Genomic DNA, 26,304 nt, shown 5'->3' with positions numbered 1-26,304 from the left:
GGGCGGCCGGAGCCCCCGGCCGCCCTTCCCGTTCCCCGCGCTCAGCGCCCGACCGCGCCCTCCGGCCGCGTCCGGCGACCCGTCACCAGCCCTGCGCCTTCACCCAGTCCGCCAGGTGCCGGGCGCAGTCGTCCACCGACTCGCGCCAGGTGTGCCCGGCGCCCTCCCCCGCCGCGTCGCTGACGTGCTTGACCAGCCGCACCGGCAGCCCGGCCCGGTGGGCGACGGTGGCGACGGCGTAGCCCTCCATGTCGACCAGGTCGGCGTGCTCGGCCAGGCGCTCGCGGGCGGCGCCGTCGGAGACGAACAGGTCCCCGGTGGCGAGCACCGGCCCGTCGCCCTTGCCGACCACCAGCGGGGCGCCGTAGTGGCGGCCGGTGAGCGCGTACAGCGCCGGGGTGTCGATGTCGTGCTGGATCACCTGGACGACGTGGTGGGTGCCCTCCCAGCCGGGGCGCAGCGCGCCCGCCGTACCGAGGTTGATCACCTCGGAGGGCTGCTCGCCGCCGGCGAGCACGGTGGCCAGCGAGGCGGCGGCGTTGACCTTCCCTATCCCGGTGAGCAGGACGGGCAGTCGCTCGTCGAGGTGGGCCGCCTCCTCGCGGACGGCGACGACGAGCAGCGGGCGGTCGGGGGTGATCGTTCCAAGCAGGCGCATGGGGTCATGGTACGGAGCGGGGGCCCCGGCGCCCGGGAGCACGCGAACCGGTCGTCCGCCCGCCATCCGCCGCCCACCGCCCGGCGTCCACCCGCACAACCGGACCCCGCCGCTCCGCAACGTTCGGGGAACCGCGTAGGGTGCAGCCCGCGTCGGACCGATCGCCGCACGAAGAACCGAGCACGAACACGGCGCGCGAACCGTGCACGACATGCTCAAGATCCACGCAAGTCGGGTGTGGCCGGGGGGAGTCACGGCCATACTGCTGGCAACGGCAGGGCCCCGCAGGACGGGACCGGCACCAGGGGAGGATGAGGCGGGTGGCGACACCAGTAGGCACGGGCCCAGCGGGCGCCGCGGTCCCGGCACGGCCGAGCAGCCCGCCCACGGCACCGGCGGCACCGCCCGCGGGCCCCGGCGTCCCCGCGCAGCGCGCCCGCCCAGGCACCGCGGCCGCCGACCTGATGGCCCGCCTGGCGCGCAGCACCAGCACCGCCCCCGGCCGGCTGCGGCTGGCCGGCGTGCTGCTCACGGTGCTCGCGGTCGCCTTCGGCACGCTCACCGCCTGGCAGTTGGAGACCCGGGCGCAGGCCGCCGACCGGGTGGTCTCCTACAGCCAGCCGCTGAGCCGGGACGCGGCCGAGATCCACCGCAGCCTGGCCGACGCCGCCACCACCGCGGCGAGCGGCTTCCTGCTCGCCGGCTCCGAGCCGGACGCCGTCCGCAAGCGCTACGAGCAGGACCTCTCGACGGCCGCCCGACTGGTCTCCGAGGCCGCCGCCCGGACCACCTCCACCTCCCCCGCGCAGGGCTCGCTGTCCCGGCTGAACCAGCAACTGCCCGTCTACGCGGGCCTGGTGGAGTCGGCCCGGGCCGACAACCGGCAGGGCATCCCGCTCGGCGGCGCCTACCTGCGGTACGCCTCCGAGCAGATGCAGACCGTCCTGCTGCCGACCGCCGCCGAACTGCGCGACACCGAGGACCGGGAGTTGGCGCAGGACTACGCCGACGCCAAGTCGGTGCCGTGGGCGGCGTACGGCCTGGCGCTGCTCACCCTGGCGGCGCTGGTCTGGGTGCAGGTGCTGCTGTGCCGGCGCACCAACCGGGTGTTCAACATCGGCCTGCTGGCCGCCACGGCCGCCGTGCTGGCGGGCACGCTCTGGCTCGCCGTCACCGGCCTGACCACCAGTTCGGCGCTCGAACGCAGCGACCACGACGGCGCCACCCCGCTGCGGGCGCTCAACTCGGCCCGGGTGGACGTGCTGACGGCCCGGCTGGCGGAGAACCTGCACTACGTCGCGCGCGGCTCGACCGGCAAGTACGCCCAGCAGTGGGAGGACGCCACCAAGCACCTGGCCGGCCCGAACACCCCGGACGCCCCGCTCGCCACCCGCACCGGCTCGCTCCCGGAGGCCTTCCGGATCGGCCCGGCCGTCTCCTCGGGGCCGCTCCAGGACGCGGCCGAGGACTACGACACCTGGCGCCGGCGGCACGACGGGGCGCTGGCCATGGAGCGGGACAACGCCGACTACCAGGGCGCGCTGAACGCCACCGTGTCGGCCACCGACCCCACCGGCACCGCCGACGCCGCCTTCGCCCTCACCGACCAGGCGCTGGCGAAGGCCGCCGACGCCGAGCAGCAGCAGTTCGACTCGGCCGCCGAGGGCACCGGCCGGGATCTCCGGCTCGCCGCCGGCGCCGCCGCCGTGCTCGGCCTGCTGGCCGCGGCCACCGCGCTGCGCGGCCTGGGCCGCCGACTGGCCGAGTACCGGTAACAGGGGGATGGGACAGATGGGAACCAGGACCGTACCGACCAGGACCGTACCGACCAGGACCGCCGCGGCGCTGGCCGTGCTGGCGGCCTGCGCGACCGTGCTCGGCGGGGGCGGGCCCTCCGGCGCCGCGCCGACCGCCGCGACCGGCGCGCCGCAGACCGCGCCGCAGGCCGTCCAGCAGAGCCAGGAGCAGTCCGACACCTGCGACGTCTACTCCAGCGTGCCGCCGACCACGGCGGACGGCCCGGCCGTGAAGCTCATCAAGGCCAAGCGCCAACTGGTGATCGGGGTCGACCAGAACAGCTTCCGCTGGGGCGCCCGCAACCCGAACACCGGTCAGATCGAGGGCTTCGACATCGACCTGGCCAGGGCGATCGGCACCGCCATCATCGGCGACCCGGACAAGGTCGTGCTCAAGCCGGTGGCCACCGCCGACCGCGTCGACGCCGTCCAGAAGGGCCGGGTCGACCTGATCGTGCGCACCATGACGATCAACTGCGACCGGATGAAGCAGGTCGCCTTCTCCAAGCCGTACTTCAGCATCACCCAGCGGGTGCTGGTCCCGAAGACCTCCCCGGCGAAGAACCTCGACGACGCGATCGGCGGCCGGAACGTCTGCGTCGCCAAGGGTTCGACGGCCGCCGACGTCTTCGACCCGAAGAAGGGCGGCGTCAAGAAGGACGCCAACGCCCACCTGACGGTCGTGGAGAACCAGTTGGACTGCCTGGTCCTGATGCAGCTCGGCAAGGTCGACGCCACCATGACCGACAACGGCCTGGCGGCCGGCCAGGCGGCGCAGGACCAGACCGTGCGGATCGTGGACGGCGACGTCCAGCCGGAGGTGATCGGCGTCGCCATGCTCCAGAGCAGCCCCGACCTGACCGCCCGGGTCAACCAGGTGCTGTCCGACTACCACGCGAGCGGCGAGTGGGGGCGCAGCTACGACCGCTGGCTCAAGCCGTACATGCTCAACGACGCCGACCACTACTGGCCCGCCCCGCACTGACCGGCCCGGCCGGCGGGCGCGCCGGCAGCACGTCAGCGGCGCGTTGACGCGCTCTTGACGCCCCGCGCCCGCGCCACCGGAACGGCCACCGGCTAGGGTTCGGGACGATCACCACGGGGAGACCCGGTGGTGAACACGGGGGTTGTCGTGGGGTCACCCGCCATCGGGCACGTCGGCGGGCGGATCGCACGCGAGGAAGAAGGAAGGACACCGCGGTGGCGGCATCGGCTGGCCCGGTACTGAGCCGGGAGGAGGTGGACCGCGCGCTCGCCCGCCTCGGCGCGGAGCGCGACGCGGTCGAGTCGGCGCTGCTCGCGCTGCAGGACCACCCGGGCCTGCGGCTGCTGGACGGCGCCGAGCTGTCCGGGCGGACGCTGGAGCGCTGGTCCGTCGCCGGGAAGGGCCTGCCGCTGCTGTGGGCGCTGTTCGACCGCTACTCGGAGGCGCTGGCCTCCGCGCGCGCCGTCCGGGCCCGCAAGGCCAAGCCCGGCGCGGGCGAACTCGCCGAGCTGAGCGAACTGTTGACCGGCGACGCGGTGACCGTCCCGGGCGGCGCTCTGCCGGACGGCCCGCAGCTGCTCGGCGCACCCGCCAGGCTGGTCGAGCGGATCAGCCTGGACGCGCTGATGGCCCGGATGAACTCCTGGTACGCCACCGTCCTGGAGGTGGTCAGCGCCGCCGACGCCGTCTGGTCGGCCCTGCCCGCCCGGATCGACCTGCTGCTCGCCGAGCTCCAGCGGGTGCGGACCCTGGCCGTCTCGCTCGGCGTGCTGGCCGGCAGCCACCCGCTCGGCGACGACCTGACGGCCCTGGCCGCCGACCTCACCGGGCTGCGCACCGAGGTGCGCGAGGACCCGCTGGCGCTGTGGCGCCCGGCCCGGGTGCCCGCCCAGCGCGGCACCGTGCCGGAGGGCACCGCCTTCGCCACCCCCTCAGGGGTGGTGGACACCGAGCGCTTCGACCGCGCCGGGCGGGCACTGGACGGCATCCGGCTCGAGCTGGAGGACGTGCTGCGGCTGCGCGACGACGCCGAGGAGCGGCTGCAGGGCGTCGGCGACCTGCTGCAGCGGGCCGACGCCACCCTGGCCGAGGCCCGGCGGGCCCGCGGCGAGGTGCTGGCGAAGATAGCCGCCAGCGACGTCCCGGCCGTGCCCGGCCCGGCCTCGGCCCTGCGCGAGCGGATCGTGACCGCGCTGGACCTGCGCCAGGGCGGCCAGTGGGGCCGGCTCGCGCCGCTGCTGGAGGCCCTGGAGGACGCCGCCGCCAAGGAGCTGGCCCGGGCCCGGCAGTCGCTCACCGAGGTGACCCAGCCGCTGGCCGTCCGGGCCGAGCTGCGCGGCCGGCTGGACGCGTACAAGGCGATGGCGGCCCGGCTGCGGGTCTCCGAGGACCCGGAAGTGCTCGAACGGTACGAGAAGGCGCGCTGGCTGCTGTGGAGCGCGCCGTGCGACCTGCGGGCGGCGGCCGCCGCGGTGGCCCGCTTCCAGCAGTCGCTGCGCCCGGCCCAGGCCGAGGCCGCACAGGAGACGTCACACGACGCGGCCGGCCAGGCGCCGGTCGACGGACAGGTTCAGGGGGGCTGAGGTTGATGGGCGGGACGTGCGTACGGCCGGAGTGCTCCGGCAACGGCATGATCGACGCGGACGGCTACTGCGACGAGTGCGGGCTGGCTCCCGCGGGCGCCGCGCCCGGCGGTTCGGCCGGCGCCGCCGCCGGGCAGACACCTCCGCCGACCGCCGCCGGGCCCGGTTCGCCCTGCCCCCGGGACTGCTCGGGCAGCATCGACACGGACGGCTACTGCGACGAGTGCGGCCTGACCGCGCCCGGCACCGGTACCGGCACCACCACCGGCCCGGTCACCGGCAGCACCCAGCCGTACGTGCCCTCCGCCCGGGTCGCCCCGGACTCCGGCCGCAGCGGCTCGGTCCGCTCGATGTCCTCCCGCACCGGCTCCGCCCGCTCCATGTCCGGCCGCTCCCGCTCGCACCGCTCGACCCGCACCGGCAGCAGCCGGTCGGTCTCGGTGCGCTCCACCCGGGGCAGCGGCACCGCGGGCACCCGCAACCCGCTGGGCGCGGGCCTGGTCACCGTCCCGACCGTGGCGACGGCCGACCCGGCGCAGGCGGTGCTCGCCAACCCCGAGGTGCCCGAGCGCAAGCGGTTCTGCTCCAAGTGCGAGACCCCGGTGGGCCGGGAGAAGAACGGACGGCCGGGCCGCCCGGACGGCTTCTGCACCAAGTGCGGCACGCCGTACTCCTTCACCCCCAAGCTGCGCCGCGGCGACCTGGTCGGCGGCCAGTACGAGGTGGTCGGCTGCCTCGCGCACGGCGGCCTGGGCTGGATCTACCTGGCGGTGGACCGCAGGGTCAACGACAAGTGGGTGGTCCTCAAGGGCCTGCTCGACACCGGGGACGAGGACGCGCTGGCCGCGGCCGTCGCCGAGCGGCGCTTCCTGGCCGAGGTCGACCACCCGAGCATCGTCCGGATCATCAACTTCGCCGAGCACCCGGACCTGCGCACCGGCTCCATCGACGGCTACATCGTCATGGAGTACGTCGGCGGCAAGTCGCTCAAGGACATCGCCAACGAGCGCCGCACCCCGGACGGGCGGCGCGAGCCGCTGCCGGTCGAGCAGGCCATCGCGTACGCGCTGGAGGCGCTGCCCGCGCTCGGCTACCTGCACGGCCGCGGCCTGGTCTACTGCGACTTCAAGATCGACAACGCGATCCAGAGCGGCGACACGCTCAAGATCATCGACATGGGCGCCGTCCGCCGCCTCGACGACGACGGCCCGATCTACGGCACCATCGGCTACCAGGCCCCGGAGATCGCCACCGACGGCCCCTCCCCCGCCTCCGACCTCTACACCGTGGCCCGCACCCTCGCGGTGCTCACCTTCGACTTCCAGGGCTACAGCACCACCTACCGCGACTCGCTGCCCGGCCCGGAGGACGTCGAGGTCTTCGCCCGGTACGAGTCGTACTACCGCTTCCTGGTCCGCGCCACCGACCCCGACCCGGCCCGCCGGTTCGCCTCCGCCGAGGAGATGGCCGACCAGCTCACCGGCGTGCTGCGCGAGGTCCTGGCACTCCAGGACGGCAAGGCCAGACCCGCGCTCTCCACCCTCTTCGGGCCCGAACTGCGCGTCGTCGACACCGAGTTGGTGCTTCCCACCGAGCAGCCCGGGCAGCTCCGGCTGGCCCCGCTCGACCCGGCCGCCGCCGCCCTCGCGCTGCCCGTCCCCCGGGTCGACCCGACCGACCCGAACGCCGGCTTCCTCGCCACCCTGCTCGCCACCGACCCCGAGGAGGCCCTCGCCGCCCTCGCCGGGGCCCCCGTCCCCTCGGTCGAGAGCCGGCTGCGTGAACTGCGCGCCCTGCTCGAACTCGGCAGCCACGGCACGGCCCTGGCCGAGCTCGCCAAGCTGGAGGAGGAGTACTCGGACGACTGGCGGGTGGTCTGGTACCGCGGCCTGGCCTCCCTGGTCGAGGCGGCGGCCGGCGGCGCGGGCGGGGGCGCGCCCCGGGCCGAGGGCCAGGAGCACGCGCAGGCGGGCGGGCGAGTTGACGAGACCGCCCTGCGGGCCGCCGCCGAGGCCTTCGACGCCGTCTACGACGCCTTCCCCGGCGAGGCCGCGACCAAGCTCGCCCTGGCCATCTGCGCCGAACTGCTCGGCGACGGCGGCGACGCGGCCGAGTTCTACCGGCTCGTGTGGACCACCGACCCGGCCTACCTGAGCGCCGCCTTCGGCCTCGCCCGGGTCCGCCTCGCCGAGGACGACCGGCCCGCCGCCGTCCGGGTGCTGGAGTCCGTCCCGGCCACTTCCAGCCAGTACACCGCCGCCCGGATCGCCGCCGTCCGCGCCCGCCTGCGCGAACGCCCGGCCACCGAGGACCTGGCCGCCGACCTCACCGCCGGCTCCGCCCAGCTGGCGGCCCTTCGTCTGGACGACCGGCTCCGCGAGGAGCTGTCCGTCGAGGTGCTGAGCGCCGCCCTCGACTGGGTCGGCGCCACCCCCGAGAACCGTCGGCGGGAGGCCGCCGCCACGGTCGTGCTCGGGCGGCCCGCCGAGGACCGGGAACTGCGCTTCGCCCTGGAACAGTCCTACCGGGTACTCGCCCGGTTGGCCGACCGGGCCGAGACCAGGATCGAGATGGTGGAACGGGCCAACCGCGCCCGCCCCAGGACGTGGGTGTAACCGATGCCGCAGCAGACCGAGTGCCCGAGCTGTGCCGAGTCGATGGACCCGGACGACGCCTTCTGCAACCGCTGCGGCGCCGCCCGGGACGGCGGCTCCGCGCCGGGCGCGATGCCCGCCAGCTGGGCCGCCGCCCACGCCGAGGCCGTCCCCGCCCAGCGCGGGCCGGTCTGCGTGCACTGCGGGCAGCCGAGCGTCGCCCCGGACGGCTACTGCGAGGCCTGCGGGGGCGCCCAGCCGCGCCCGCGCGACCACATGGAGAAGGCGCTCGCCGGCGTCGCCGGGGTCAGCGACCGCGGCGTGCGCCACCACCGCAACGAGGACTCCTTCACCGTCGCCGCCACCTCGCTGCCCGGCGGCGAGCCGGTCGTGGTCGCCGTGGTCTGCGACGGCGTCTCCTCCTCCGACCGCCCCGACGAGGCCTCCGAGACCGCCGTCGACGCCGCCTCCGAATCGCTGCTCACCTCCCTGGAGGCCGGCCGCGACCACGAGGACGCGATGCGCCAGGCCATCGCCGACGCCGCCAAGGCCGTCGCCGACCTCGCCGCCGACGGCTCGCCCAGCCGGCCCGAGGTCAACGCCCCCGCCTGCACCTACGTCAGCGCGATCGCCGCCGGCGGCCGGGTCACCATCGGCTGGGTCGGCGACACCCGGGCGTACTGGATCCCGGACGACCGCGCCGCCGAGCCGTTCCGGCTCACCCAGGACGACTCCTGGGCGGCCCGGATGGTCGAGGCCGGGCTGATGGCCGAGGCCGAGGCCTACGCCGACCCGCGCGCCCACGCCATCACCGGCTGGCTCGGCGCCGACGCCGACGAGGTCGTCCCGCACACCCTCGACTTCACCCCGCACGTGCCCGGAGTGCTGCTGATCTGCACCGACGGCCTGTGGAACTACGCCGAGGCGGCCACCGACCTGGCCTACTTCGTCCGGCCCGACGCCCGCGCCGAACCGCTCGCGGCGGCGCAGACCCTGGTCAAGTTCGCGGTCGCCGCCGGCGGCCACGACAACATCACCGTCGCCGTGCTGCCGATCGACCCGCCGCCGGTCGAGGACGTCGAGCAGACGCCCACCGCGCTGGACCTGCCGATCATCAGCCGCCCGGCCGCGCCCGCCGCGCCGGCCCGGCCCGCCGGTTCGCCGACCGCGCCGGCCGAGGACGACGAGGACTACGAGCCGACCCTCCCGGACCTCCCGGTGATCGGCTCCCCCGCCGCCCCGCTGCCCCCGGCACCGCCCGCGCCGGCCGCGCCGCCCGTACCGCCCCGGCCCCCGCACCCGCCGACCGCCTGAGCGCGCCCCGGCCCGGCGGACCGCCACCCGGCGGACCGCCCCACCGACCCGATCACACCCACCACGCATCCGACGGGAGCCGACCGCCCCATGGCCACACTGGCGAAGCCGAACCTGCCCAAGTTCGACGTGGAGATCTTCCAGAACGAGTGCCTCGCCGAAGGCGCCCGCGAGGTCAACGCCATCGTCACCGTCACCTCCACCGGCGGCGGCACCTCCGGCGGCCGCCCGCTCGGCCGCTTCGACGCCACGCCGCCGGGCACCGACGCCGCCGCGGCCGTGGTGATCCTGGTCGACTGCTCCGGTTCGATGGACTACCCCAAGACCAAGATCAACGGCGCCCGCGAGGCCACCGCCGCCGCCATCGACGCGGTGCGCGACGGCACCGCCTTCGCCGTCGTCGCCGGCACCCACGAGGCCCGCGACATCTACCCCGGCGACGGCAGCCTGGCGATCGCCTCCGCCGCCACCCGCGAGCAGGCCAAGGAGTCGCTGCGCCGGCTCACCGCCGCCGGCGGCACCGCCATGGGCACCTGGCTGACCAAGGCCGACCAGCTCTTCCTGACCCGCCGCGAGATCGCCATCCGGCACGCCATCCTGCTCACCGACGGCAACAACGAGCACGAGTCGGCCGAGGACCTGGCCCGCACCGTCGAGCGGGTCACCGGCCACTTCACCGCCGACTGCCGCGGCGTCGGCACCGACTGGCGGATCGACGAGCTCCGCAAGATCTCCTCCGCGCTGCTCGGCACCACCGACATCGTCGCCGAACCCTCCGGACTGGCCGAGGACTTCCGCTCGATGATGGCCGGCGCGATGGGCAAGCAGGTCGCCGACGTCGCACTGCGGATCTGGACCCCGGCCAACGCCACCGTCAAGTTCGTCAAGCAGGTCGCCCCCGCGGTCGAGGACCTGACCGCCCGCCGCACCGAGGCCGGGCCCCGGGCCGGCGACTACCCCACCGGCTCCTGGGGCGACGAGAGCCGCGACTACCACGTCTGTGTGGAGGTCCCGGCCGCCTCGATCGGCAACGAGATGCTCGCCGCCCGGATCAGCCTGGTGCTGCCCCCGCAGGTCGGCGGCGGCACCCCCGAGGTGCTCTCCCAGGGCCTGGTCAAGGCCGTCTGGACGGACGACCTGGCCGCCTCCACCCGGATCAGCCCGCAGGTCGCCCACTACACCGGGCAGGCCGTGCTCGCCTCCTCCATCCAGGAGGGCCTGGAGGCCCACCGGGCCGGGGACGTGGACACCGCGACGGCCAAGCTGGGCGCCGCCGTCCGGATCGCGCACGAGACCGGGAACGAGGGCACCTACAAGCTGCTCCAGAAGGTGGTCGACGTCGTCGACGCCAAGGAGGGTACGGTTCGGTTCCGTAAGAACGTGAGCGAGGCCGACTCGATGACCCTTGAGACCCGGTCGACCAAGACGGTGCGTGTGAAGAAGTGACCGCTGAAGACGTGGCCGGGCCGGCGGCCCGGCGCGACGCCGCCCCAAGCCGGCTCGACGTGCTCGAAGTGAGGGGGACCTGATGCCGATCTGCCCGAGGGGCCACGAGTCGCAGGCCGAGGACTGGTGCGACTTCTGCGGCTTTCCCATGACCCCGCCGCCCCCGGCCCCGCCCGGGGCCCAGGGCGGCCATCCCGCGCCCGGCGCGCCCTACGGCGCCCCGCCGATGCCGCCGCCCGCGGCCTACCCGCCGCCCCCGCCCGGGGCCGTACCGCCGCCCGCGGCGGGCCACGGCTTCCCGGACCTCACCGAGGGCCTGGTGCTCTGCCCGATCTGCCGCAGCCCGCAGACCGGCCGGTTCTGCGAGGAGTGCGGCTACGACTACGAGCTGTCCACGCCCTCGCGCCGCCAGCCGCCGCCCATCGGCATGCCCGCGCCGGCGCCCACCGGGATGCCCGCGCCCGGGCCGGCCCAGCCGCCGCCGCTGAACATCCCGGAGGCGTACGGCGGCGCCCCGCAGCCGCAGCCCGTCCACCAGCCCCCGGCCGCCCCGCCGCAGCCGGACGGCGCGCAGCACCCGCACGTCTACGGCTACCCTCCGCCGGAGGGCGCCTTCCCGGACGCCGTGCTGGGCTCGGACTCCGGCCCGGTCTACGCCGGGCAGCCCGCCGGCAACCGCGACTACGGCACGTCCTTCCACCTGGCCCCGCCGGTGCCGCAGCAGCCGCAGCAGCCGCAGGGCCGGCCGGAGCCCGCGCCGGCCGAGCCCCCGCGGGCCAACTGGATCGCCGTGGTCGCCGCCGACCGCGACTACTTCACCGAGATGATGACCCGCAGCGGCCCCGAGGCGGCCGGCCTGTTCTTCCCGCCGTACTGCCCCGAGCGGCGCATCCCGCTGACCGGCCGCGGCCAGCTGCGGATCGGGCGGCGCAGCCAGCACCGCGGCACCGTGCCCGAGATCGACCTGTCGGTGCCCCCGGAGGACCCGGGCGCCTCGCACCAGCACGCGCTGCTCGCCGAACAGGCGGACGGCAGCTGGGTCCTGGTGGACCAGGACTCGACCAACGGCACCACCGTCAACGGCGGCGCCGAGCCGATCGCCCCGCACACCGCGGTGGTGCTGAACGACGGCGACCGGATCCACATCGGCGCCTGGACGACCATCACGGTGCACCGCGCCTGACCCGCCCCTGAGGGGCCGTCAGCGACAACTCGGGCCGGGCCGGGCGGAATTCACTTTCCGCCCGGCCCGGCCCTTTTCGCCCCCACCCTCAAGGAATCCCCAAATCCCCGGCCCCCGATGTGCACAAACGCGCCCGGGAGCCGTATTCTCAGGGCACATGACTGCAGCTATATCCGCTGACGGCATCCGTCAGCGGTACGGGGATGTGCAGGCTGTCGACGGGGTGTCACTGACCGTCGAGGCCGGCGAATTTTACGGAATCCTGGGCCCGAACGGCGCCGGGAAGACCACCACGATGGAAATCCTGGAGGGGGTCCGCAAGCCCGACGAGGGCCGGATCGAGCTCCTGGGGATGGCGCCCTGGCCGCGCAATCCGAAACTGCTGCCGCGCATCGGCGTGCAGTTCCAGGCCTCCGCGTTCTTCCGGAAGCTGACGGCCCGGGAGACCATCCGCACCTTCGCGTCGTTCTACGGGGTCGGCCCCAAGCGGGCCGACGCGATGCTGGAGCGGGTCGGCCTCGCCGACAAGTCCGAGACGCTCACCGACCAGATGTCCGGCGGCCAGGCCCAGCGCCTGTCGATCGCGTGCGCCCTGGCCCACGACCCGGAGCTCGTCTTCCTCGACGAGCCCACCACCGGCCTCGACCCGCAGGCCCGCCGCAACCTCTGGGACCTCCTGCGCGACATCAACGCCGAGGGCCGCACCGTCGTCCTGACCACGCACTACCTGGACGAGGCCGAGGTGCTCTGCGACCGGGTCTCGATCATGGACCACGGGAAGATCCTGCACACCGGCGCCCCGGCGGCGCTGATCCGCGAGATCGACGACACCGTCCGGATCAGCGTGGCCTCCGGCCAGCTGCCGGTCGAGCGGGCCCGCGAGCTGCTGACCGCGGCCGGCGCCGACCTCGCCACGCTGGAGGACGACACCGTCACGCTCTCCGTCTCGACCCGGCTTCCGGCCCCGGTGCTCAGCGTGCTGGCCGAGCAGAACGCGCTGCGCGGCCTCGAAGTGCGCGGCGCCACCCTGGAGGACGTCTTCCTCCAGCTCACCGGACGGGAGTTCCGCGCATGACCGCTACCACCACCCGGCCGAAGGCACCCGCCTCGGCCGACGCCGGCGGGCGGGAGCGGGTCAGCGCGTTCTGGAGCCTGTCCCGCGCGATGCTGCTCGGCATGAAGCGCGACCGCACCGCGACCTTCTTCATCCTGCTCTTCCCGCTGGTCTTCCTGGTGTTCTTCGGCGCCGTGAGCAAGGGCGGCGCCAGCCCGCACGCCAAGGTGGCGCAGGTCGGCGCGGTGAAGCTGTTCGACTCGGTCCAGGGGCCGGACCGGGCCGGGCTGGACAAGGTCCTCACCATCACCAGGACCGACGACGAGGCCGCCACGCTGGAGAAGGTCCGCAAGGGCGACTTCGACGCGCTGATCAAGCAGGGCCCGGACGGCACCGTCGAGCTGCGCTTCACCGCGGCCGACCAGGTCCGCGCCGGCGCTCTGCAGGGCATCCTCAACTCGGTGGTCCAGGAGGCCAACCAGAAGGCGACCGGCCAGAAGCCCGCCTTCGTGCTGGACTCCCAGCAGGTCGAGGACAAATCGCTCAAGCCGATCCAGTTCCTCACCCCCGGCCTGCTCGGCTGGGCCGTCGCCACCGGCGCCGTCTTCGGTGCCGCGCTGACGCTGGTCAACTGGCGCAAGAGCAAGGTGCTGCGCCGCCTGCGCCTCGCCCCGATCAGCGCCGGCACGGTGGTCAGCTCCCGGATCCTGGTCTCGCTGGTGACGGCGTTCCTGCAGACCACCGTGTTCCTGGTGGTCGCGACCAGCTTCTTCGGGCTCAAGCTCACCGGCAACTGGTGGCTGATCCTGCCGCTGGTCGCCTGCGCGACCCTCGCCTTCATGTCGATCGGCCTGCTGGCCGGCTCGGTCGCCAAGACCGAGGAGGCGGCGAGCGGCATCTCGCAGGTCATCGTCCTGCCGATGTCGTTCCTCTCCGGCTCCTTCTTCCCGATGGACAGCGCACCGGGCTGGCTGAAGACCGTCTCCGAGGTCATGCCCCTGCACTACCTGGTCACCAGCGCCCAGTCCGTGCTCACCCGCGGCGGCGGCGTCATGGACGCCCTGCCCACCATGGGCGGCCTGCTGCTCTTCGCGGCCGTGCTGACCGCCATCTCCTGGAAGCTGTTCAAGTGGGAGGACGCGTAGCCGTCCCCCGCTGAATCCGCCGATCGCGCGGGGTCGTACGCCTTTGGTCCTGGTGTACGGCCCCGCCGGCGTCTGCGACCATGGTCGGGTGAATGAGATCGGGCGTGGCACGTTCAGCGAGGAGACCCTCTTCGAGCAGGTCGGCGGTGAGCCGACCTTCCGGCGGCTGGCGCAGCTGTTCTACCAGGGCATCGCCGAGGACGAGTTGCTGCGGCCGATGTATCCGGAGGAGGACCTCGGCCCGGCCGAGGAGCGGATGGCGCTGTTCCTCATGCAGTACTGGGGCGGCCCGCGCACCTACAGCGAGCGCCGCGGGCACCCGCGGCTGCGGATGCGGCACGCGCCGTTCCGGGTCGACAAGGCCGCGCACGACGCCTGGCTGCGGCACATGCGCACGGCGGTCGCGGGCCTGGAACTGCCGGAGGAACTCGAACGGCAGCTGCTGGACTACCTCACGTACGCCGCCGCCTCGATGATCAACACCGAGGGCTGACCTACCTGAGCGGGCTCAGCCCGAGCCCCGCGCCCGGCGCGGCCGCGGTGCGCAGCACCACCGAGCCGGCCGGAGCGCTCAGCCGCAGCCAGCCGCCCGCCCGGTGCGCGGTGAGCGGGGCGCCGGGCTTCAGGAAGCCGATCACGTAGGCGGCGTGCACCGCCCGCAGCGGCAGCTCCGGCAGCGCGCCGACCGGGCGCGACCAGATCTCGTCGGCCAGCCCGTCCAGCACCGCGCGGGTGCGGTGGTGGGCCGGGACGGCCTCGCTGCGCTCGCGGAACTCCCGGACGCCGGCCATCAGTTCGGGGTACACCTCGGCCGCCGGCGGGGCGCCGACCGGCCGCCAGCCGGTGCGCGGCGGCAGCAGTCCGGCCCAGGCCGGGCCGGTCACCGGCGCGGGCAGCGCGACGGCGCCGGTCTCCGCGTCCACGCCGTCCAGCAGCTGCCCGGCCGAGACGGTGAGGTCCACCGGCCCGTCGAGGCCGCCGAGCCGCGCGGTGCGGATCACCAGCGCGCCCGAGCCGCCCAGCGGCAGCCGTCCGAACACCGCGAGCACGCCGTCGCCGGCCTCGCCCGGCCCGGCCTGCCCGTCCGCGTCCTGCCCGCCCTGCCCGCTTCCGTCCCGCGCCGGGCCGACCGCCTGCAGCCGCACGACCGCCGCTCTGTCGAAGCGCAGCAGGCGCAGCAGGAAGGCGGAGAGGTCGGCGGCCTCCCGGGTGTCGGTGAAGGCCAGGCGGGCGGTGACGGTCAACGCGGCTCAGCTCGAATCGTCGTGGGCGTGCTGCTGGTGCGGGGTGTGCTTTCAGACTGCCGCGACCGCGGGCTCCTCGTCCATGAACCGGGACAGGAACTCCCGCTCCACCGGCGAGATCCGGCGCGGCCGGCCCTCGGCCAGGTCGTAGGGGACGACCACGGTGGACGCCCGGACGTACACCGTCTCGGTGCCGTCCTCGTGGGTGTCCTTGATCTCGTAGGTGACGGTCAGCGAGGCGCTGCCGATGTGCGTCACCCGGGTCTCGATGGTGACCGGCTCCGGCCGGTGCACCAGCGGGCGCTTGTAGTCGATCTCGTGGCGGGCCACCACCGAGCCGCCCGCGAACTCCCCGGCACCGGCCTCGGCGGCCTGGGTGAACATGAAGTCGATGCGGGCCTCCTCCAGGTAGCGCAGGAAGACCACGTTGTTGACGTGCCCGAAGGCGTCCATGTCGGACCAGCGCAGCGGGCAGGCGTAGATGTGGCGGGCCACGGGTGTTCTCCTCGGTGTCCGTTCGCCCGCCGCCGCACGTCGGCGACGGGCCGCGGCCCGGCAGGCCGCCCCGGAGGGCAGTCTGCCGGGCCGTTGTGACAGCTGGATGTCAGCCTCGGGTCAGCTTCTTGTAGGTGGCCCGGTGCGGACGGGCGGCGTCGGCGCCCAGCCGCTCGATCTTGTTCTTCTCGTACGACTCGAAGTTGCCCTCGAACCAGAACCACTTGCTCTCGCCCTCGTAGGCGAGGATGTGGGTGGCCACTCGGTCCAGGAACCAGCGGTCGTGGGAGATGACCACGGCGCAGCCGGGGAACTCCAGCAGGGCGTTCTCCAGCGAGGAGAGCGTCTCGACGTCGAGGTCGTTGGTGGGCTCGTCGAGGAGCAGCAGGTTGCCGCCCTGCTTGAGGGTGAGCGCCAGGTTCAGGCGGTTGCGCTCACCGCCGGAGAGCACGCCGGCCGGCTTCTGCTGGTCCGGGCCCTTGAAGCCGAAGGCCGACACGTAGGCGCGGGACGGCATCTCGACCTGGCCGACGTTGATCCAGTCCAGACCGTCCGACACGACCTCCCAGAGGGTCTTCTTCGGGTCGATGTTGGAGCGGGTCTGGTCGACGTAGCTGATCTTGACGGTCTCGCCGACCTTGACCTTGCCGGCGTCCGGGGTCTCCAGGTCCTGCAGCATCTTGAACAGCGTGGTCTTGCCGGCGCCGTTCGGGCCGATGATGCCGACGATGCCGTTGCGCGGCAGGGTGAAGCTCAGGTCGTCGATCAGGATCTTCTCGCCGAAGGCCTTGGAAAGGTTCTCGACCTCGATGACGACGCTGCCCAGGCGCGGGCCCGGCGGGATCTGGATCTCCTCGAAGTCCAGCTTCCGCATCTTGTCGGCCTCGGCCGCCATCTCCTCGTAACGGGCGAGGCGGGCCTTGGACTTCGCCTGGCGGCCCTTGGCGTTGGAGCGGACCCACTCCAGCTCTTCCTTGAGGCGCTTGGCGCGCTTGGCGTCCTTCTGGCCCTCGACCTTGAGACGGGACTGCTTGGTCTCCAGGTAGGTGGAGTAGTTGCCCTCGTACGGGTAGGCGCGGCCGCGGTCGAGTTCCAGGATCCACTCGGCGACGTTGTCCAGGAAGTACCGGTCGTGGGTGACCGCGACGACGGTGCCCTTGTACTTCTCCAGGTGCTGCTCCAGCCAGTTCACCGACTCGGCGTCCAGGTGGTTGGTGGGCTCGTCGAGCAGCAGCAGGTCGGGGGCTTCCAGCAGCAGCTTGCAGAGCGCGACGCGGCGCTTCTCGCCACCGGAGAGCTTGGTGACCGGCCAGTCGCCGGGCGGGCAGCCCAGGGCGTCCATGGCCTGCTCCAGCTGGGCGTCCAGGTCCCACGCCTCGGCGTGGTCCAGCTCCTCCTGGAGCTTGCCCATCTCGTCGAGCAGGGCGTCCGAGTAGTCGGTCGCCATCAGTTCGGCGATCTCGTTGAAGCGGTCGAGCTTCCCCTTGACCTCCTTGACGCCGTCCTGGACGTTCTCCAGGACCGTCTTGGACTCGTCCAGCGGGGGCTCCTGGAGGAGCATGCCGACGGTGAAGCCGGGCGAGAGGAAGGCGTCGCCGTTGGAGGGGTGCTCCAGGCCGGCCATCATCTTCAGCACGGTGGACTTACCGGCACCGTTGGGGCCCACGACGCCGATCTTCGCTCCGGGGAGGAAGCTGAGCGTCACGTCGTCAAGGATGACCTTGTCTCCGTGAGCCTTGCGCACCTTGCGCATCGTGTAGATGTATTCCGCCACGTGAGATCGCTCCGGCGTCGTCGGGAGTAATTCGGCTTGCAGCCTTCCATTGTGCCGCACCCGGCCGAGAGCCCCGAACCGCCGGGGTGCCCCTCGGGGGTATCCCCGCCCGCCGGTTGAGCGCCCCGGCCGCCCCGGCCGTTGCGCCGGCCCCGCGGCAACGCCAACGGCCCGGTCCCCCGCAGCGGGTGCGGGGGCCGGGCCGTCGTTCCGCCCCGGGGCCTTCAGGAGCTCAGCTCCTCCGGGCCGCGATCGGGCGGTTCAGGCGCTTCGGACGCTTCGGGCGTCTCAGGCGTCTCAGGCGGTGGTGCGACCGTGGCGGCCGCGGCGGCGCAGGAAGAAGACCGAGGCGCCACCGGCCACGACCAGGGCACCGGCGACGCCGGCGATGATCGGGGTGTTGCTGCTGGCACCGGTCTGGGCCAGGCCACCGGTGCCGGGGGTGGCGCTGGTGGCGGACGGGGCCGGGTGGGCGGCCGCGGTCGACGGACCGGCGGACGGGGTGCCCGTCGCGGCCGGGGTGGTCGGGGCGGTGGTCGGCGTCACGCCGGTCTTGCAGTCGAGGGTGCCGGTGAAGTGCTTGCTGTAGCCGTTCGGGCCGGCCACCGCGATGTCGTAGTGGGCCTTCTCGTCGACCTTGACCAGCACGTTCTCGCTCTTGCCCGGCTGGACGGTGAGCTGCTGCTTGCCGACCGTGACGGTGGCCGGCTGGTCACCGGTGTTGTTGACGGTGACGCGCACGCCGCCGTTGGCGCACTCGACCTTGGCGGTGCTGTCGACCAGCGCGCCGGTGCCCTGCTTCCAGGTGGCCGTGGCCTCGGCCGCGACGCTGACCTTGGTGGAGCCGGCCAGGATCATGGTCTGGCTGTGCCGGCCCGCGTCGTCCAGGTCGCTCATGAAGACCCGGCCGCTGAGCACGTTGGTGTCGGCGCTGGCGCTGAGCGCCGCCTTGCCGTCCGGAGTGCCGGCCGGCACGTCCAGGAACAGCTGGGTGTCCTTGTTGATCGGGCCGTTCAGGGCGCCGTTGACGGCCTTGCCGTCCTTGTCGAGCACCTTGATCTTGTCGGCCGCGTCGCCGGAGACGGCCAGCTTCACCGCGTTGGCGCTGGAGTTCAGCACGAACGGGCCGAGCTTGCCGCCGGACTTGCCGGTGACGGAGTCCGGGGTGAGCGTCAGCGAGGGCTTCGGCTCGGCCGCGACGCCCTTGTTGGCGTCGCCGACCAGGTAGTTGCGCAGCTTCTTGGCGTGCTCGTTGCGCGGGGTCGCGGTCTTGCCGTCCGAGAACAGCCAGATCGCGGCCTGGGTGCCGGCGGCGGCGTCCGCCTCGGACAGGTCGTCGTCCCCGATGGCGGCCTTCAGCGCGGACAGCGGGGCCTGCGGGTACGAGTTGTCCAGGATCCAGCGGATCTTGGGGGCGTTCGCGTTGCTGTTGAGGGAGCTGGCCGACCAGTCCGCCTCGTGGTACGCGGCGCCGCTGTCCAGGTAGACCGGGTTGTCGAAGTCGATGCAGTAGGTGCGCAGCTTCTCGCCGGCCGCCGTCTGGAGGGTGAAGAGGCCGCCGTCGACGGTGCCCTTGCCCTCGACGTCGACCTTCTCGCCGAGCATGTCCCTCTGCACGACTGCGGTGACACCCGCACTCGGGCCGTCCGCCGCGACCGCCGCACCGGCCGCGAACAGGCCACCGCCCAGCGCAACGCTGGTCGTGAGCATGACAGTGGTTATGCGGGTCAGACTCCGCTTCCGCCTCTGGACCATCAGGAATCCCTCCGGGACGGGCTCGGCCCGATGGGCGGCCCGCCGACTTTCCATGCCGCACGCGCCCCCTGTGGCGCTGTCGCGGGGTTTGAAACCAGACGAATCCTATTGAGCCTCAGAGGCCCCGAAACCCCCATGCGAAATCAGGACGATTCCGTATCTGGATCGTTATCAATCCTCCCAGAATCCACACAAGCTGACACCCCGCCAGAAACCGGGCGCCGCTTTCCTTGATCGGTCCGGAATGCGTGTGCGGACGCAATGGCCTTCTCGATCAACGTATTTGTCGACAGGACGGGTCATCAGCCCGTCAACTCCCCTTCTCCTCCGCCTCACCTCCCCCTACCCGGCCGGCCGCCGAGCCGGGCACCGCGGCCGACTCCCCCGCCGCCGCCACGGCCGCCACCACCGCCGCCGCCGCGGGCCCCGAGTGCCCCGCCGAGCCCGTCGACGGCGCCGCCGCCGCGACCCTGCGGGTCTCCAGAGCGTTCACGATCCACCCGGGCACCGCCTCGCCACCGGCCTCCGATCCGGCCGCCCCGCCCACCGCGACCGCACCCGGCGGCTGCCCGCGCACCCCGACCGCCCAACGGAAAGCCGAGGTACCGCGGGTGAGGTCGTGTCCGACCGATCGGGCGTCGACCTCGGCCCGGCTGCGCCGAATCTCACCCTGCGTCCACTCCCGCACCTTCAGCCGACCGGTCACCAGCACCGGATCCCCCTTCGACAGCGAGCCGATCAGGTTCACTGCGAGTGCCCGCCAGGCCGTCACCGTGAGCCACTGCGTCTCACCGTCGACCCAGCACTCGCGCTCCCGGTCGTACCGCCGATCGGTGCAGCCGAGTCGGAAGCTGGCCATCGGCACGCCACTGCCGGTTTCCCCGTAGCTCACTTCGCTCGCGACATTGCCGAGCAGCGTCACATGCGTCTCGTTCACAGCGCACTCTCCGTTCTCGCCGATGCACCGTACGGAATCGAGCGGTGCGCGACGAGAGTGCGTCAGGGGGGAAATTCCGGCGATGGACTTCTGAAATCCTGTGGACAACTCCTGGGCCACTCGGCACATTCCGATAGTCACTGTCACTCGCAGGGGTGAATTTCAGCCTTTGGCCGCCGCCCGCCCCTCCACTCCTCGCGGCCATGACAACAAACCACCTGCTCCGCGGCCCGGCCGGCGCCTCCGGGAACGCGCCCGGGAACGCCGCCGAACCGCCGTCCGCGCACGTCAATCGACCGCCGGAAGCCGAATACGGGCCCCCACCCGCGCCGGCGGCGACACATTCTCCGTGTCGAATCCATAACGGGTGGGGCGGCAGCCCCGTAACGACTGCACAACGTCCGGCCCGGAACATCGCCAGACCGCTGCACGCACGGCCTTCACCTGCGATTATCGGACCGCTCCACCGAACCGACACACCAACGGCGGTGCTGTCACACCCGGCCCGGCAACTGGACACCCTTATCCTGTCCCCGACAGGGCGAGGGCCCACCAACCCCCACCCCCACCCTCAGGTACGGGGCCGGACACGAGCGCCCCCGGCGCTCGCCATCCGAACCCGGCCACGGTCACGCCCGCCCGGCGCGATCCGTCCCGCCCCCATAGCTCAGCGGATAGAGCACCCGCCTTCTAAGCGGTAGGTCGCAGGTTCGAATCCTGCTGGGGGCACCACCCGAAAACTTCCGCCGACAACCGCTGAACGGACACTCTCCGTCACCGTTTCGGCTCTCCCGGTCATCCCCGCAGGCCACTCCCCGGCCCGCGGCCGCCGCACCCGGTTCGTCACTGTGCGTATCGCGCCGCGCGACCGCGACCTGCCGGGCTTGCCGCCCCGGCAGCGTCAGCGGGCCAGCGCCGCCAGGTGTCCGTCCAGCAGCGCGATCTGCCGCTCGGCCGGGAACTCCCCGGGCGCGAAGAGCGCCTGCACCACCAGGCCGAGCACGAAGGCCTGCGCCCCGGCGGCGAGGTCCGCGGGGTCGGCCTCCGCCGGGAGCTCGCCGAGCCGCTGGGCCTCCACCACGTGCGCCGTCAGCGCCTCCCGCGAGCGCCCGTAGCGGCCCGCGTGCGCGAGGGCGAGGTCCGGGTCGGCCAGCGCGACGTCCCAGGAGCCGACCCAGATCCGGTTGCCGGCCACCGCGGCGCCGTCCAGCGGCAGCACGTCCAGCAGCGCCGCGCGCATCCGGGCCAGGCCGGCGGGCGGCGGCGCGCTGCCGTCCGCCGGGGCGGCCCGCCGGGGCCGGGTGGCGGAGCGCCGGTCCAGCTCCTCCAGCGCGTGGCTGAGCAGGGCCTTCTTGTTCGGGAAGTAGTGCGTCAGCAGCCCGGTGGAGGCGCCCAGTTCGGCGGCGACGGCACGCAGCGTGAGGCCTTCGAAGCCCCGGGTGGACAGCACCCGCCACACCCCCTCGGAGACCTCCGAGCGGCGGGCGTCATGGTCTCCACGGGCTGGCGTCATGGGGGCTATCGTACATACCAAACGTTTGTTATGAATGGATCCGGCCACCGCGCGGTCCCGACCGCCGGCCTTGGCTCCCCGACTCGTTCCGCACCACCGGAAAGGCCCCGCCCGTGTTTGCCGTACCGCTTGCCGAGAACGCCGAACTGCGCCCGCTGGAGCCGTGGCAGGCCCCCGAGTTCTTCGCCCACATCGAGCGCGGCCGCGCCCACATCGACCCGTGGATCCCGTGGGCAAGCTTCTCCACCGACGAGGAGTCGGCCCGCGCCACCCTGCAGCGCTACGCCGACCGCCAGAACGCCGACTCCGGCCGGATCTACGGCATCTGGCGGGACGGCACGCTGGTCGGCGGCGTGATGTTCGTGCACTTCGACACCAAGAGCGGCACCTGCGAGATCGGCGCCTGGACCGAGCCGGCCGGGGAGGGCGGCGGGCTGGTCACCGCGGGCGTCCGCCTGCTGCTCGACTACGCCTTCACCACCCGGGGCCTGCACCGCGCCGAGTGGTGGTGCTCGGCCGCCAACGCCCGCAGCCGGGCCGTCGCCGAGCGGGTCGGCATGACGCTCGACGGCGTGCTGCGCGAGTGGTTCCTGCACAACGGGGTGCGCCACGACAAGGAGGTCTGGGGGATCCTCGCCCCCGAGTGGGCCGCCGCCACCGCCCGGGACTGAGCACGTACGGCGGGGCCCGGTGGACTCTCCCCGTCCACCGGGCCCCGCCGTTCGCTCCACCGCTCCCCGGCGCCCGCCCGGGCCGTCCCGCCCGGGCCGCCGTCCCGCCCGGGCCGCCGCCCCGCTCAGGCCGCCCGCGCGCCGACCACCGGCCGCACCGGCTCCGCCCCCGACTCCGACTGCGGGGCCGCACCCGCGACGGCCGCGCCACCCTCGGCCGGCGCGTCCCCGTCCAGCAGCGCGCCCCCGACCACCCGCAGCCGCCACACCAGCAGCACCACCAGCACCAGCACACCGCCGGCGGCCAGGAACACCGTGTCCACCGCGTCGGAGAAGCTGCGCACCGCGTGCTCGTGCGCCGCCCCCGTGAGGGTGCGCACCGCGCCGAGCGGCAGCCCCGGCTCCCCGGCCGCGAAGACCCGGGCCAGCACGCTGCCGAACAGCGCCGCGCCGAGCGCGTTGCCGAGGTTCTGGAAGAACCGGATGCCGGTGGTCGCGACACCGAGCTGGTGCCTGGGCGCGGCGTCCTGCACCACCGTGATCAGCTGGCCGATCAGCTGCCCCAACCCGGCGCCCAGAAGGGCGAGTTCGCCGAGCACCGCGACCAACGGGGTGTCCGGCCCGCTGAGGCCGAGCAGCAGCATGGCGAGCGCCGCGCAGCCCGCGCCGGCCAGCAGGAAGATCCCCAGCGAGTGGCCCCGGGCGAGCAGCTTGCCGACCAGCAGGCCGGACACGGTCATCCCGATCGCCATCGGGATGAGGTACAGGCTGGCCGTGGTCGGGGCGATGCCGCGGGCGACCTGCAGGTAGAGCATCACCTGGACGATCGAGCCGATCATGCCCATCCCGGTCAGGCCCTGGATCGCGAAGCCCAGCCGCACCGCCGGGATCCGGAACAGCGACAGCGGCAGCACCGGCTGGGCGGCGACGGCCTGGCGCCAGAGGAAGAGGCCGAACACGGCCAGCGTGCCGGCGGCCAGCCCGAGGATCACCGGGGACGTCCAGCCGTAGTCCTTGCCGCCCCACTCGGTGACCAGCAGCAGGCCGACCGCGAAGGCCGCCGCGAGGGCCGCGCCGAGGAAGTCCAGGCCGCCGCGGCCGGCCGTCTTCGGCAGCTTGATCACCAGGCCGACGCCGACCAGCACCAGCGCGCCGAGCGGCAGGTTGACGTAGAAGATCCAGCGCCAGCTGAGGTGGTCGGTGAGCAGTGCCCCGATCAGCGGGCCGACCGCCATGCCGATGCCCGCGATGATCCCGCCCATCGCGCTGCCCTTGCCCTTGCTGCCGGGGCCGGCCCCCTTGAACTGCGCGATGACGACCATGGTGACGCTCATCAGCCCGCCGCCGCCGATGCCCTGCAGGGCCCGGAAGGCGATCAGCTGCTCCATCGACTGCGCCGCCCCGCACAGCCCGGAGCCGAGCAGGAAGGTGCCGACCGCGCCCATCAGCACGCGCTTGGCGCCGTACATGTCGCAGAGCTTGCCGTAGAGCGGCAGCAGCGCGGTGGCGGCGAGGGCGAACGCGCTGATCAGCCAGGGCAGCCGGTCGACGCCGTGGACGGGGTCGAGGTCGCGGACGATCGGCACGGTGGCCGCCGACACGATGTTCATGTCGAGCACCGCCAGCACGATCGTGATCAGGCAGAGCAGCATGCCCAGCTTGCGCCGGACGGGTGTCATCGGCTCGGTCGCGCCGGGCTGTCCGAGGACGGCGGTCGCCATCTCAAGTCCCCCCATGGTCGGTGGAGTTCTGGTCGGTGGAGTTCGCGCCGGGCCGGAGCGGCCGGCGGCACGTCCTCACCATGGCACGCTTTTTTGGACCTGGTCAACTCTTCATCCCAACCAATCTTTCGCCCTGGGCAACCTTTTGCCCCGACACATCTTTGAGCCTGGTACAGTCCCTGCCATGGCGACCCACTCCGGACTGGACCTCGGCCCCGATCGCGACCTCGACGCGCTCCCGCTGCGCGAGCGCAAGAAGATCCAGACCGGCATCCGGATCTTCCGGGCCGCCATCGCGCTGTTCGCCGAGCGCGGCTTCGACCAGGTCTCCGTGGCCGAGATCGCGGCCGCCGCCGAGGTGTCCAAGATGACCGTCTTCAACTACTTCCCCAGCAAGGAAGACCTGGTCATGGGCCCGATGGAGCAGCACCTGGACGAGCCCGCCCTGACGGTGCGCGAGCGCGCCGCGGGCACCTCGGCGGTGGCGGCGATGCGTGACCGGTTCATCGCCGCGATGGAGCGCTTCGACCCGGCCACCGGCCTGAGCGACGACCCGGTGGTGCTCGACGTGGTCCGGCTGATCTACGCCACCCCGGCACTGGCCCTGCGCGCCGGCGCCGCCTTCGACCACCGCGCGCAGTCCATGCTGGCCGAGGAACTGGCCGCCCAGGACCCGGCCCACGACGAGCTGACCGCCCGCCTCGCCGCCGCTCAGCTGCTGGCCGTCCGGACCACCCTGATCAGCGACAACCAGCAGCGGATGATGGCCGGCGAGCGCGCCGCGGACGCGCTGCCCGGCGCGCTCGACGCGGCCCACCGTGCCTTCGCGCTGCTCGAACACGGCCTCGGCGACTACTGCGCCGGGGCGGCCGCCGAGGGCGCCGGCGCAGCCTGAGAGAGTGAGCGCACACAACCCTCCGGAGGTGCGCATGGACCAGCCCCTGCTCGTACGCGACCGCTCCGCCCTGCCCGCCCGGGCCGAGGGCCTGAACGCCTACGTCGGCGCGGACGGCGTCGCGGTGCTGGAGTTCGCCCGCCCGCACCGCCGCAACGCGGTGACCCTGGCGATCTGGCAGGCGCTGCCCGAGGTGCTGAAGCAGCTCGCCGCGCACGAGGGCGTGCGCGCCCTGCTGCTGACCGGCGCCGGGAACACCTTCAGCGCGGGCGCCGACATCACCGAACTCGCCGACGTGTACGGCGATCCGGAGCACGCGGACGCCTACCACGCGATCAACGTCGCCGCCGAGGAGGCGCTGGCCGCCTTCCCGCACCCGACGATCGCCGTGGTGCACGGAGCCTGCGTGGGCGGCGGCTGCCAGCTGGCCGTCGCCTGCGACCTGCGGTTCGTCGCCGAGGACGCCCGGCTGGGGATCACCCCGGCCAAGCTCGGCGTGGTCTACCCGGCGGTGCCGACCCTGCGGCTGGCCCGGCTGATCGGCCCGGCCCGGGCCAAGTACCTGCTGTTCTCCGGGGAGTTGGTGCGCGGCCGGGACGCGCTGCCGCTGGGCCTGGCCGAGCGCGTCCTGCCGGACGCCGAACTGGACGCCGCCGCGCTGGAGTTCGCCCGGCTGCTGACCGTCCGCTCGACGCAGACCATCGGCGCGGTGAAGGCCGCGCTCGCCGTCCCGGCCGAGCGGGCGGCCGAGGCGCTGGCCCCGTGGGAGCGCCGCTCCCGCGAGGACGGCGACGTGCGCGAGGGCCTGGCCGCCTTCCTGGAGGGCCGCCCGCCCCGGTTCTGAATCCCCGCCCCAGGAAAATACGATCGTCCGACAGAGACCGATCCGCACCGCCTGGAGCACACCCCGATGACCACCGAGCCCACGACGGCCGAGGCCCCGACCGCCGCCACCCCCCGGACGGACTGGGCCCGCCGGATCACCGACGGCGTCGAGCCGAAGAACGTGATCATCGCGGTCTGCCTGCTGATCGGCGCCGTCCGCTACGGCTGGACGGGCCTGGCCTGGGCCGCCTTCGCCGCGCTGTTCGCGGCCGTCGTCCCGACCCTGTTCATCCAGCGCGGCATCCGCAAGGGCACCCTGGAGGACCGGCACGTCGGCCACCGGCAGCGCCGGCTGACCGTCATCCCGTTCATCATGGGCTCGGTCGCCGTCAGTTTCACCGTGATGATCCTGGCCCACGCCCCCGCCGACCTGACGGCGATGGTGGCGGCGATGTTCGCCTCGCTGATCCCGATCCTGGTGATCACCGTCTGGTGGAAGGTCTCCGTGCACACCGCCGTCGCCTCCGGCGCGGTGGTCTGCCTGGGCATCGCGCTCGGCCCGCTGTGGCTGCTGCTCTACCCGGGCGTCGCGCTGATCGGCTGGTCCCGGGTGGTGCTGCGGGACCACACCACCGCGCAGACGATCGTCGGCGCGGCGGTGGGCTCGCTCACCGCCGGGCTCACCTTCTGGCTGGCCCGGTAGCCCCTCGACCGGC

General features: G+C 73.6%; 22 protein-coding genes and 1 tRNA gene. 15 read left to right on the top strand and 8 right to left on the bottom strand.

Annotated elements, in window-relative coordinates:
• Window positions 1-82: 82 nt before the first annotated feature.
• The gene (locus ACPC54_RS31710) at window positions 83-658 is read right to left on the bottom strand and encodes a nucleosidase (protein ID WP_498969779.1); all 576 of its coding nucleotides are present in this window, start codon (window positions 656-658) and stop codon (window positions 83-85) included.
• Between the two features lie 320 nt (window positions 659-978).
• Here ACPC54_RS31710 and ACPC54_RS31705 point away from each other — a divergent pair, with 320 nt between their 5' ends.
• From ACPC54_RS31705 to ACPC54_RS31660, 10 genes are all read left to right on the top strand, one after another.
• Complete coding sequence (locus ACPC54_RS31705; protein ID WP_498969777.1) at window positions 979-2,433, top strand: GlnX family signal transduction membrane protein; 1,455 nt, start codon at window positions 979-981, stop codon at window positions 2,431-2,433.
• Window positions 2,434-2,449: 16 nt separating this feature from the next.
• Complete coding sequence (locus tag ACPC54_RS31700; protein WP_498969776.1) at window positions 2,450-3,439, top strand: glutamate ABC transporter substrate-binding protein; 990 nt, start codon at window positions 2,450-2,452, stop codon at window positions 3,437-3,439.
• A gap of 215 nt (window positions 3,440-3,654) precedes the next feature.
• The gene (locus ACPC54_RS31695; protein WP_498969774.1) at window positions 3,655-5,022 is read left to right on the top strand and encodes a hypothetical protein; all 1,368 of its coding nucleotides are present in this window, start codon (window positions 3,655-3,657) and stop codon (window positions 5,020-5,022) included.
• Between the two features lie 5 nt (window positions 5,023-5,027).
• A complete protein-coding gene (locus tag ACPC54_RS31690) occupies window positions 5,028-7,637 on the top strand; it encodes a serine/threonine-protein kinase (protein WP_498969772.1) in 2,610 nt (869 codons plus the stop codon).
• 3 nt (window positions 7,638-7,640) lie between these two features.
• Window positions 7,641-8,930: a protein phosphatase 2C domain-containing protein gene (locus tag ACPC54_RS31685; RefSeq protein ID WP_498969770.1), complete on the top strand. Its 1,290-nt coding sequence runs from the start codon at window positions 7,641-7,643 to the stop codon at window positions 8,928-8,930.
• Window positions 8,931-9,020: 90 nt separating this feature from the next.
• Window positions 9,021-10,376: a vWA domain-containing protein gene (locus ACPC54_RS31680; protein WP_498969769.1), complete on the top strand. Its 1,356-nt coding sequence runs from the start codon at window positions 9,021-9,023 to the stop codon at window positions 10,374-10,376.
• A gap of 82 nt (window positions 10,377-10,458) precedes the next feature.
• Window positions 10,459-11,559: an FHA domain-containing protein gene (locus ACPC54_RS31675; protein ID WP_498969767.1), complete on the top strand. Its 1,101-nt coding sequence runs from the start codon at window positions 10,459-10,461 to the stop codon at window positions 11,557-11,559.
• Window positions 11,560-11,716: 157 nt separating this feature from the next.
• Complete coding sequence (locus ACPC54_RS31670; RefSeq protein WP_498969765.1) at window positions 11,717-12,634, top strand: ABC transporter ATP-binding protein; 918 nt, start codon at window positions 11,717-11,719, stop codon at window positions 12,632-12,634.
• Window positions 12,631-13,758 carry an ABC transporter permease gene (locus ACPC54_RS31665; protein WP_498969763.1) on the top strand — a complete coding sequence of 376 codons (1,128 nt, stop codon included), beginning with the start codon at window positions 12,631-12,633 and terminating at the stop codon, window positions 13,756-13,758. The genes ACPC54_RS31670 and ACPC54_RS31665 overlap by 4 nt, the downstream gene beginning before the upstream one ends.
• 88 nt (window positions 13,759-13,846) lie before the next feature.
• Entirely contained in the window at window positions 13,847-14,251 is a 405-nt protein-coding gene (locus tag ACPC54_RS31660; RefSeq protein WP_498969761.1) for a globin, read from the top strand.
• 1 nt (window position 14,252) lies between these two features.
• Here the strand turns inward: ACPC54_RS31660 and ACPC54_RS31655 are convergent, their stop codons facing one another.
• From ACPC54_RS31655 to ACPC54_RS31635, 5 genes are all read right to left on the bottom strand, one after another.
• Complete coding sequence (locus ACPC54_RS31655; protein ID WP_498969759.1) at window positions 14,253-15,002, bottom strand: DUF8185 domain-containing protein; 750 nt, start codon at window positions 15,000-15,002, stop codon at window positions 14,253-14,255.
• Window positions 15,003-15,053: 51 nt separating this feature from the next.
• Entirely contained in the window at window positions 15,054-15,497 is a 444-nt protein-coding gene (locus ACPC54_RS31650) for an acyl-CoA thioesterase (RefSeq protein WP_498969757.1), read from the bottom strand.
• A 109-nt stretch (window positions 15,498-15,606) separates the two neighbouring features.
• Window positions 15,607-17,271 carry an energy-dependent translational throttle protein EttA gene (gene ettA, locus ACPC54_RS31645; RefSeq protein ID WP_498969756.1) on the bottom strand — a complete coding sequence of 555 codons (1,665 nt, stop codon included), beginning with the start codon at window positions 17,269-17,271 and terminating at the stop codon, window positions 15,607-15,609.
• A 297-nt stretch (window positions 17,272-17,568) separates the two neighbouring features.
• Window positions 17,569-18,981 (bottom strand): Cys-Gln thioester bond-forming surface protein, encoded by a 1,413-nt coding sequence (locus ACPC54_RS31640; RefSeq protein ID WP_498969754.1) that lies wholly within the window; start codon window positions 18,979-18,981, stop codon window positions 17,569-17,571.
• 355 nt (window positions 18,982-19,336) lie between these two features.
• Window positions 19,337-19,948: a single-stranded DNA-binding protein gene (locus ACPC54_RS31635; RefSeq protein WP_498969753.1), complete on the bottom strand. Its 612-nt coding sequence runs from the start codon at window positions 19,946-19,948 to the stop codon at window positions 19,337-19,339.
• 671 nt (window positions 19,949-20,619) lie between these two features.
• On the opposite strand from ACPC54_RS31635, the gene ACPC54_RS31630 reads away from it, so the two are divergent.
• A tRNA-Arg gene (locus ACPC54_RS31630) sits at window positions 20,620-20,695 on the top strand.
• 169 nt (window positions 20,696-20,864) lie between these two features.
• Here ACPC54_RS31630 and ACPC54_RS31625 read toward each other — a convergent pair.
• On the bottom strand, window positions 20,865-21,476 hold the full coding sequence (locus ACPC54_RS31625; protein ID WP_498969751.1) for a TetR/AcrR family transcriptional regulator: 612 nt from the start codon (window positions 21,474-21,476) through the stop codon (window positions 20,865-20,867).
• A 113-nt stretch (window positions 21,477-21,589) separates the two neighbouring features.
• Here ACPC54_RS31625 and ACPC54_RS31620 point away from each other — a divergent pair, with 113 nt between their 5' ends.
• Window positions 21,590-22,147 carry a GNAT family N-acetyltransferase gene (locus ACPC54_RS31620; protein WP_498969749.1) on the top strand — a complete coding sequence of 186 codons (558 nt, stop codon included), beginning with the start codon at window positions 21,590-21,592 and terminating at the stop codon, window positions 22,145-22,147.
• Window positions 22,148-22,272: 125 nt separating this feature from the next.
• Here ACPC54_RS31620 and ACPC54_RS31615 read toward each other — a convergent pair whose 3' ends face one another.
• Window positions 22,273-23,868, bottom strand: coding sequence for an MFS transporter (locus ACPC54_RS31615; RefSeq protein ID WP_498969747.1), 1,596 nt, complete (start codon window positions 23,866-23,868; stop codon window positions 22,273-22,275).
• A 184-nt stretch (window positions 23,869-24,052) separates the two neighbouring features.
• On the opposite strand from ACPC54_RS31615, the gene ACPC54_RS31610 reads away from it, so the two are divergent.
• The 3 genes from ACPC54_RS31610 to ACPC54_RS31600 all read left to right on the top strand — a co-directional run bounded on the left by ACPC54_RS31610 (window position 24,053) and on the right by ACPC54_RS31600 (window position 26,291).
• Window positions 24,053-24,763 (top strand): TetR family transcriptional regulator, encoded by a 711-nt coding sequence (locus ACPC54_RS31610; protein ID WP_498969746.1) that lies wholly within the window; start codon window positions 24,053-24,055, stop codon window positions 24,761-24,763.
• Between the two features lie 34 nt (window positions 24,764-24,797).
• Window positions 24,798-25,607: an enoyl-CoA hydratase/isomerase family protein gene (locus ACPC54_RS31605; protein WP_498969744.1), complete on the top strand. Its 810-nt coding sequence runs from the start codon at window positions 24,798-24,800 to the stop codon at window positions 25,605-25,607.
• Between the two features lie 66 nt (window positions 25,608-25,673).
• Complete coding sequence (locus ACPC54_RS31600) at window positions 25,674-26,291, top strand: hypothetical protein (RefSeq protein WP_498969743.1); 618 nt, start codon at window positions 25,674-25,676, stop codon at window positions 26,289-26,291.
• Window positions 26,292-26,304: the final 13 nt, after the last annotated feature.

This window comes from Kitasatospora sp. NPDC094028, from assembly GCF_049543595.1.
Classification (GTDB): Bacteria; Actinomycetota; Actinomycetes; order Streptomycetales; family Streptomycetaceae; genus Kitasatospora.
Note: the sequence above shows the minus strand (reverse complement) of the source record. Positions and strands in the feature narration are given on the sequence as shown.

What these genes read in the sequence shown, in the direction of transcription:
- ACPC54_RS31710 (WP_498969779.1), bottom strand. Translation starts at nt 658, where the DNA reads ATGCGCCTGCTTGGAACGATCACCCCCGACCGCCCGCTGCTCGTCGTC.
- ACPC54_RS31700 (WP_498969776.1), top strand. Translation starts at nt 2,450, where the DNA reads ATGGGAACCAGGACCGTACCGACCAGGACCGTACCGACCAGGACCGCC.
- ACPC54_RS31690 (WP_498969772.1), top strand. Translation starts at nt 5,028, where the DNA reads ATGGGCGGGACGTGCGTACGGCCGGAGTGCTCCGGCAACGGCATGATC.
- ACPC54_RS31685 (WP_498969770.1), top strand. Translation starts at nt 7,641, where the DNA reads ATGCCGCAGCAGACCGAGTGCCCGAGCTGTGCCGAGTCGATGGACCCG.
- ACPC54_RS31680 (WP_498969769.1), top strand. Translation starts at nt 9,021, where the DNA reads ATGGCCACACTGGCGAAGCCGAACCTGCCCAAGTTCGACGTGGAGATC.
- ACPC54_RS31675 (WP_498969767.1), top strand. Translation starts at nt 10,459, where the DNA reads ATGCCGATCTGCCCGAGGGGCCACGAGTCGCAGGCCGAGGACTGGTGC.
- ACPC54_RS31670 (WP_498969765.1), top strand. Translation starts at nt 11,717, where the DNA reads ATGACTGCAGCTATATCCGCTGACGGCATCCGTCAGCGGTACGGGGAT.
- ACPC54_RS31665 (WP_498969763.1), top strand. Translation starts at nt 12,631, where the DNA reads ATGACCGCTACCACCACCCGGCCGAAGGCACCCGCCTCGGCCGACGCC.
- ACPC54_RS31640 (WP_498969754.1), bottom strand. Translation starts at nt 18,981, where the DNA reads ATGCTCACGACCAGCGTTGCGCTGGGCGGTGGCCTGTTCGCGGCCGGT.
- ACPC54_RS31625 (WP_498969751.1), bottom strand. Translation starts at nt 21,476, where the DNA reads ATGACGCCAGCCCGTGGAGACCATGACGCCCGCCGCTCGGAGGTCTCC.
- ACPC54_RS31615 (WP_498969747.1), bottom strand. Translation starts at nt 23,868, where the DNA reads ATGGCGACCGCCGTCCTCGGACAGCCCGGCGCGACCGAGCCGATGACA.
- ACPC54_RS31610 (WP_498969746.1), top strand. Translation starts at nt 24,053, where the DNA reads ATGGCGACCCACTCCGGACTGGACCTCGGCCCCGATCGCGACCTCGAC.
- ACPC54_RS31605 (WP_498969744.1), top strand. Translation starts at nt 24,798, where the DNA reads ATGGACCAGCCCCTGCTCGTACGCGACCGCTCCGCCCTGCCCGCCCGG.
- ACPC54_RS31600 (WP_498969743.1), top strand. Translation starts at nt 25,674, where the DNA reads ATGACCACCGAGCCCACGACGGCCGAGGCCCCGACCGCCGCCACCCCC.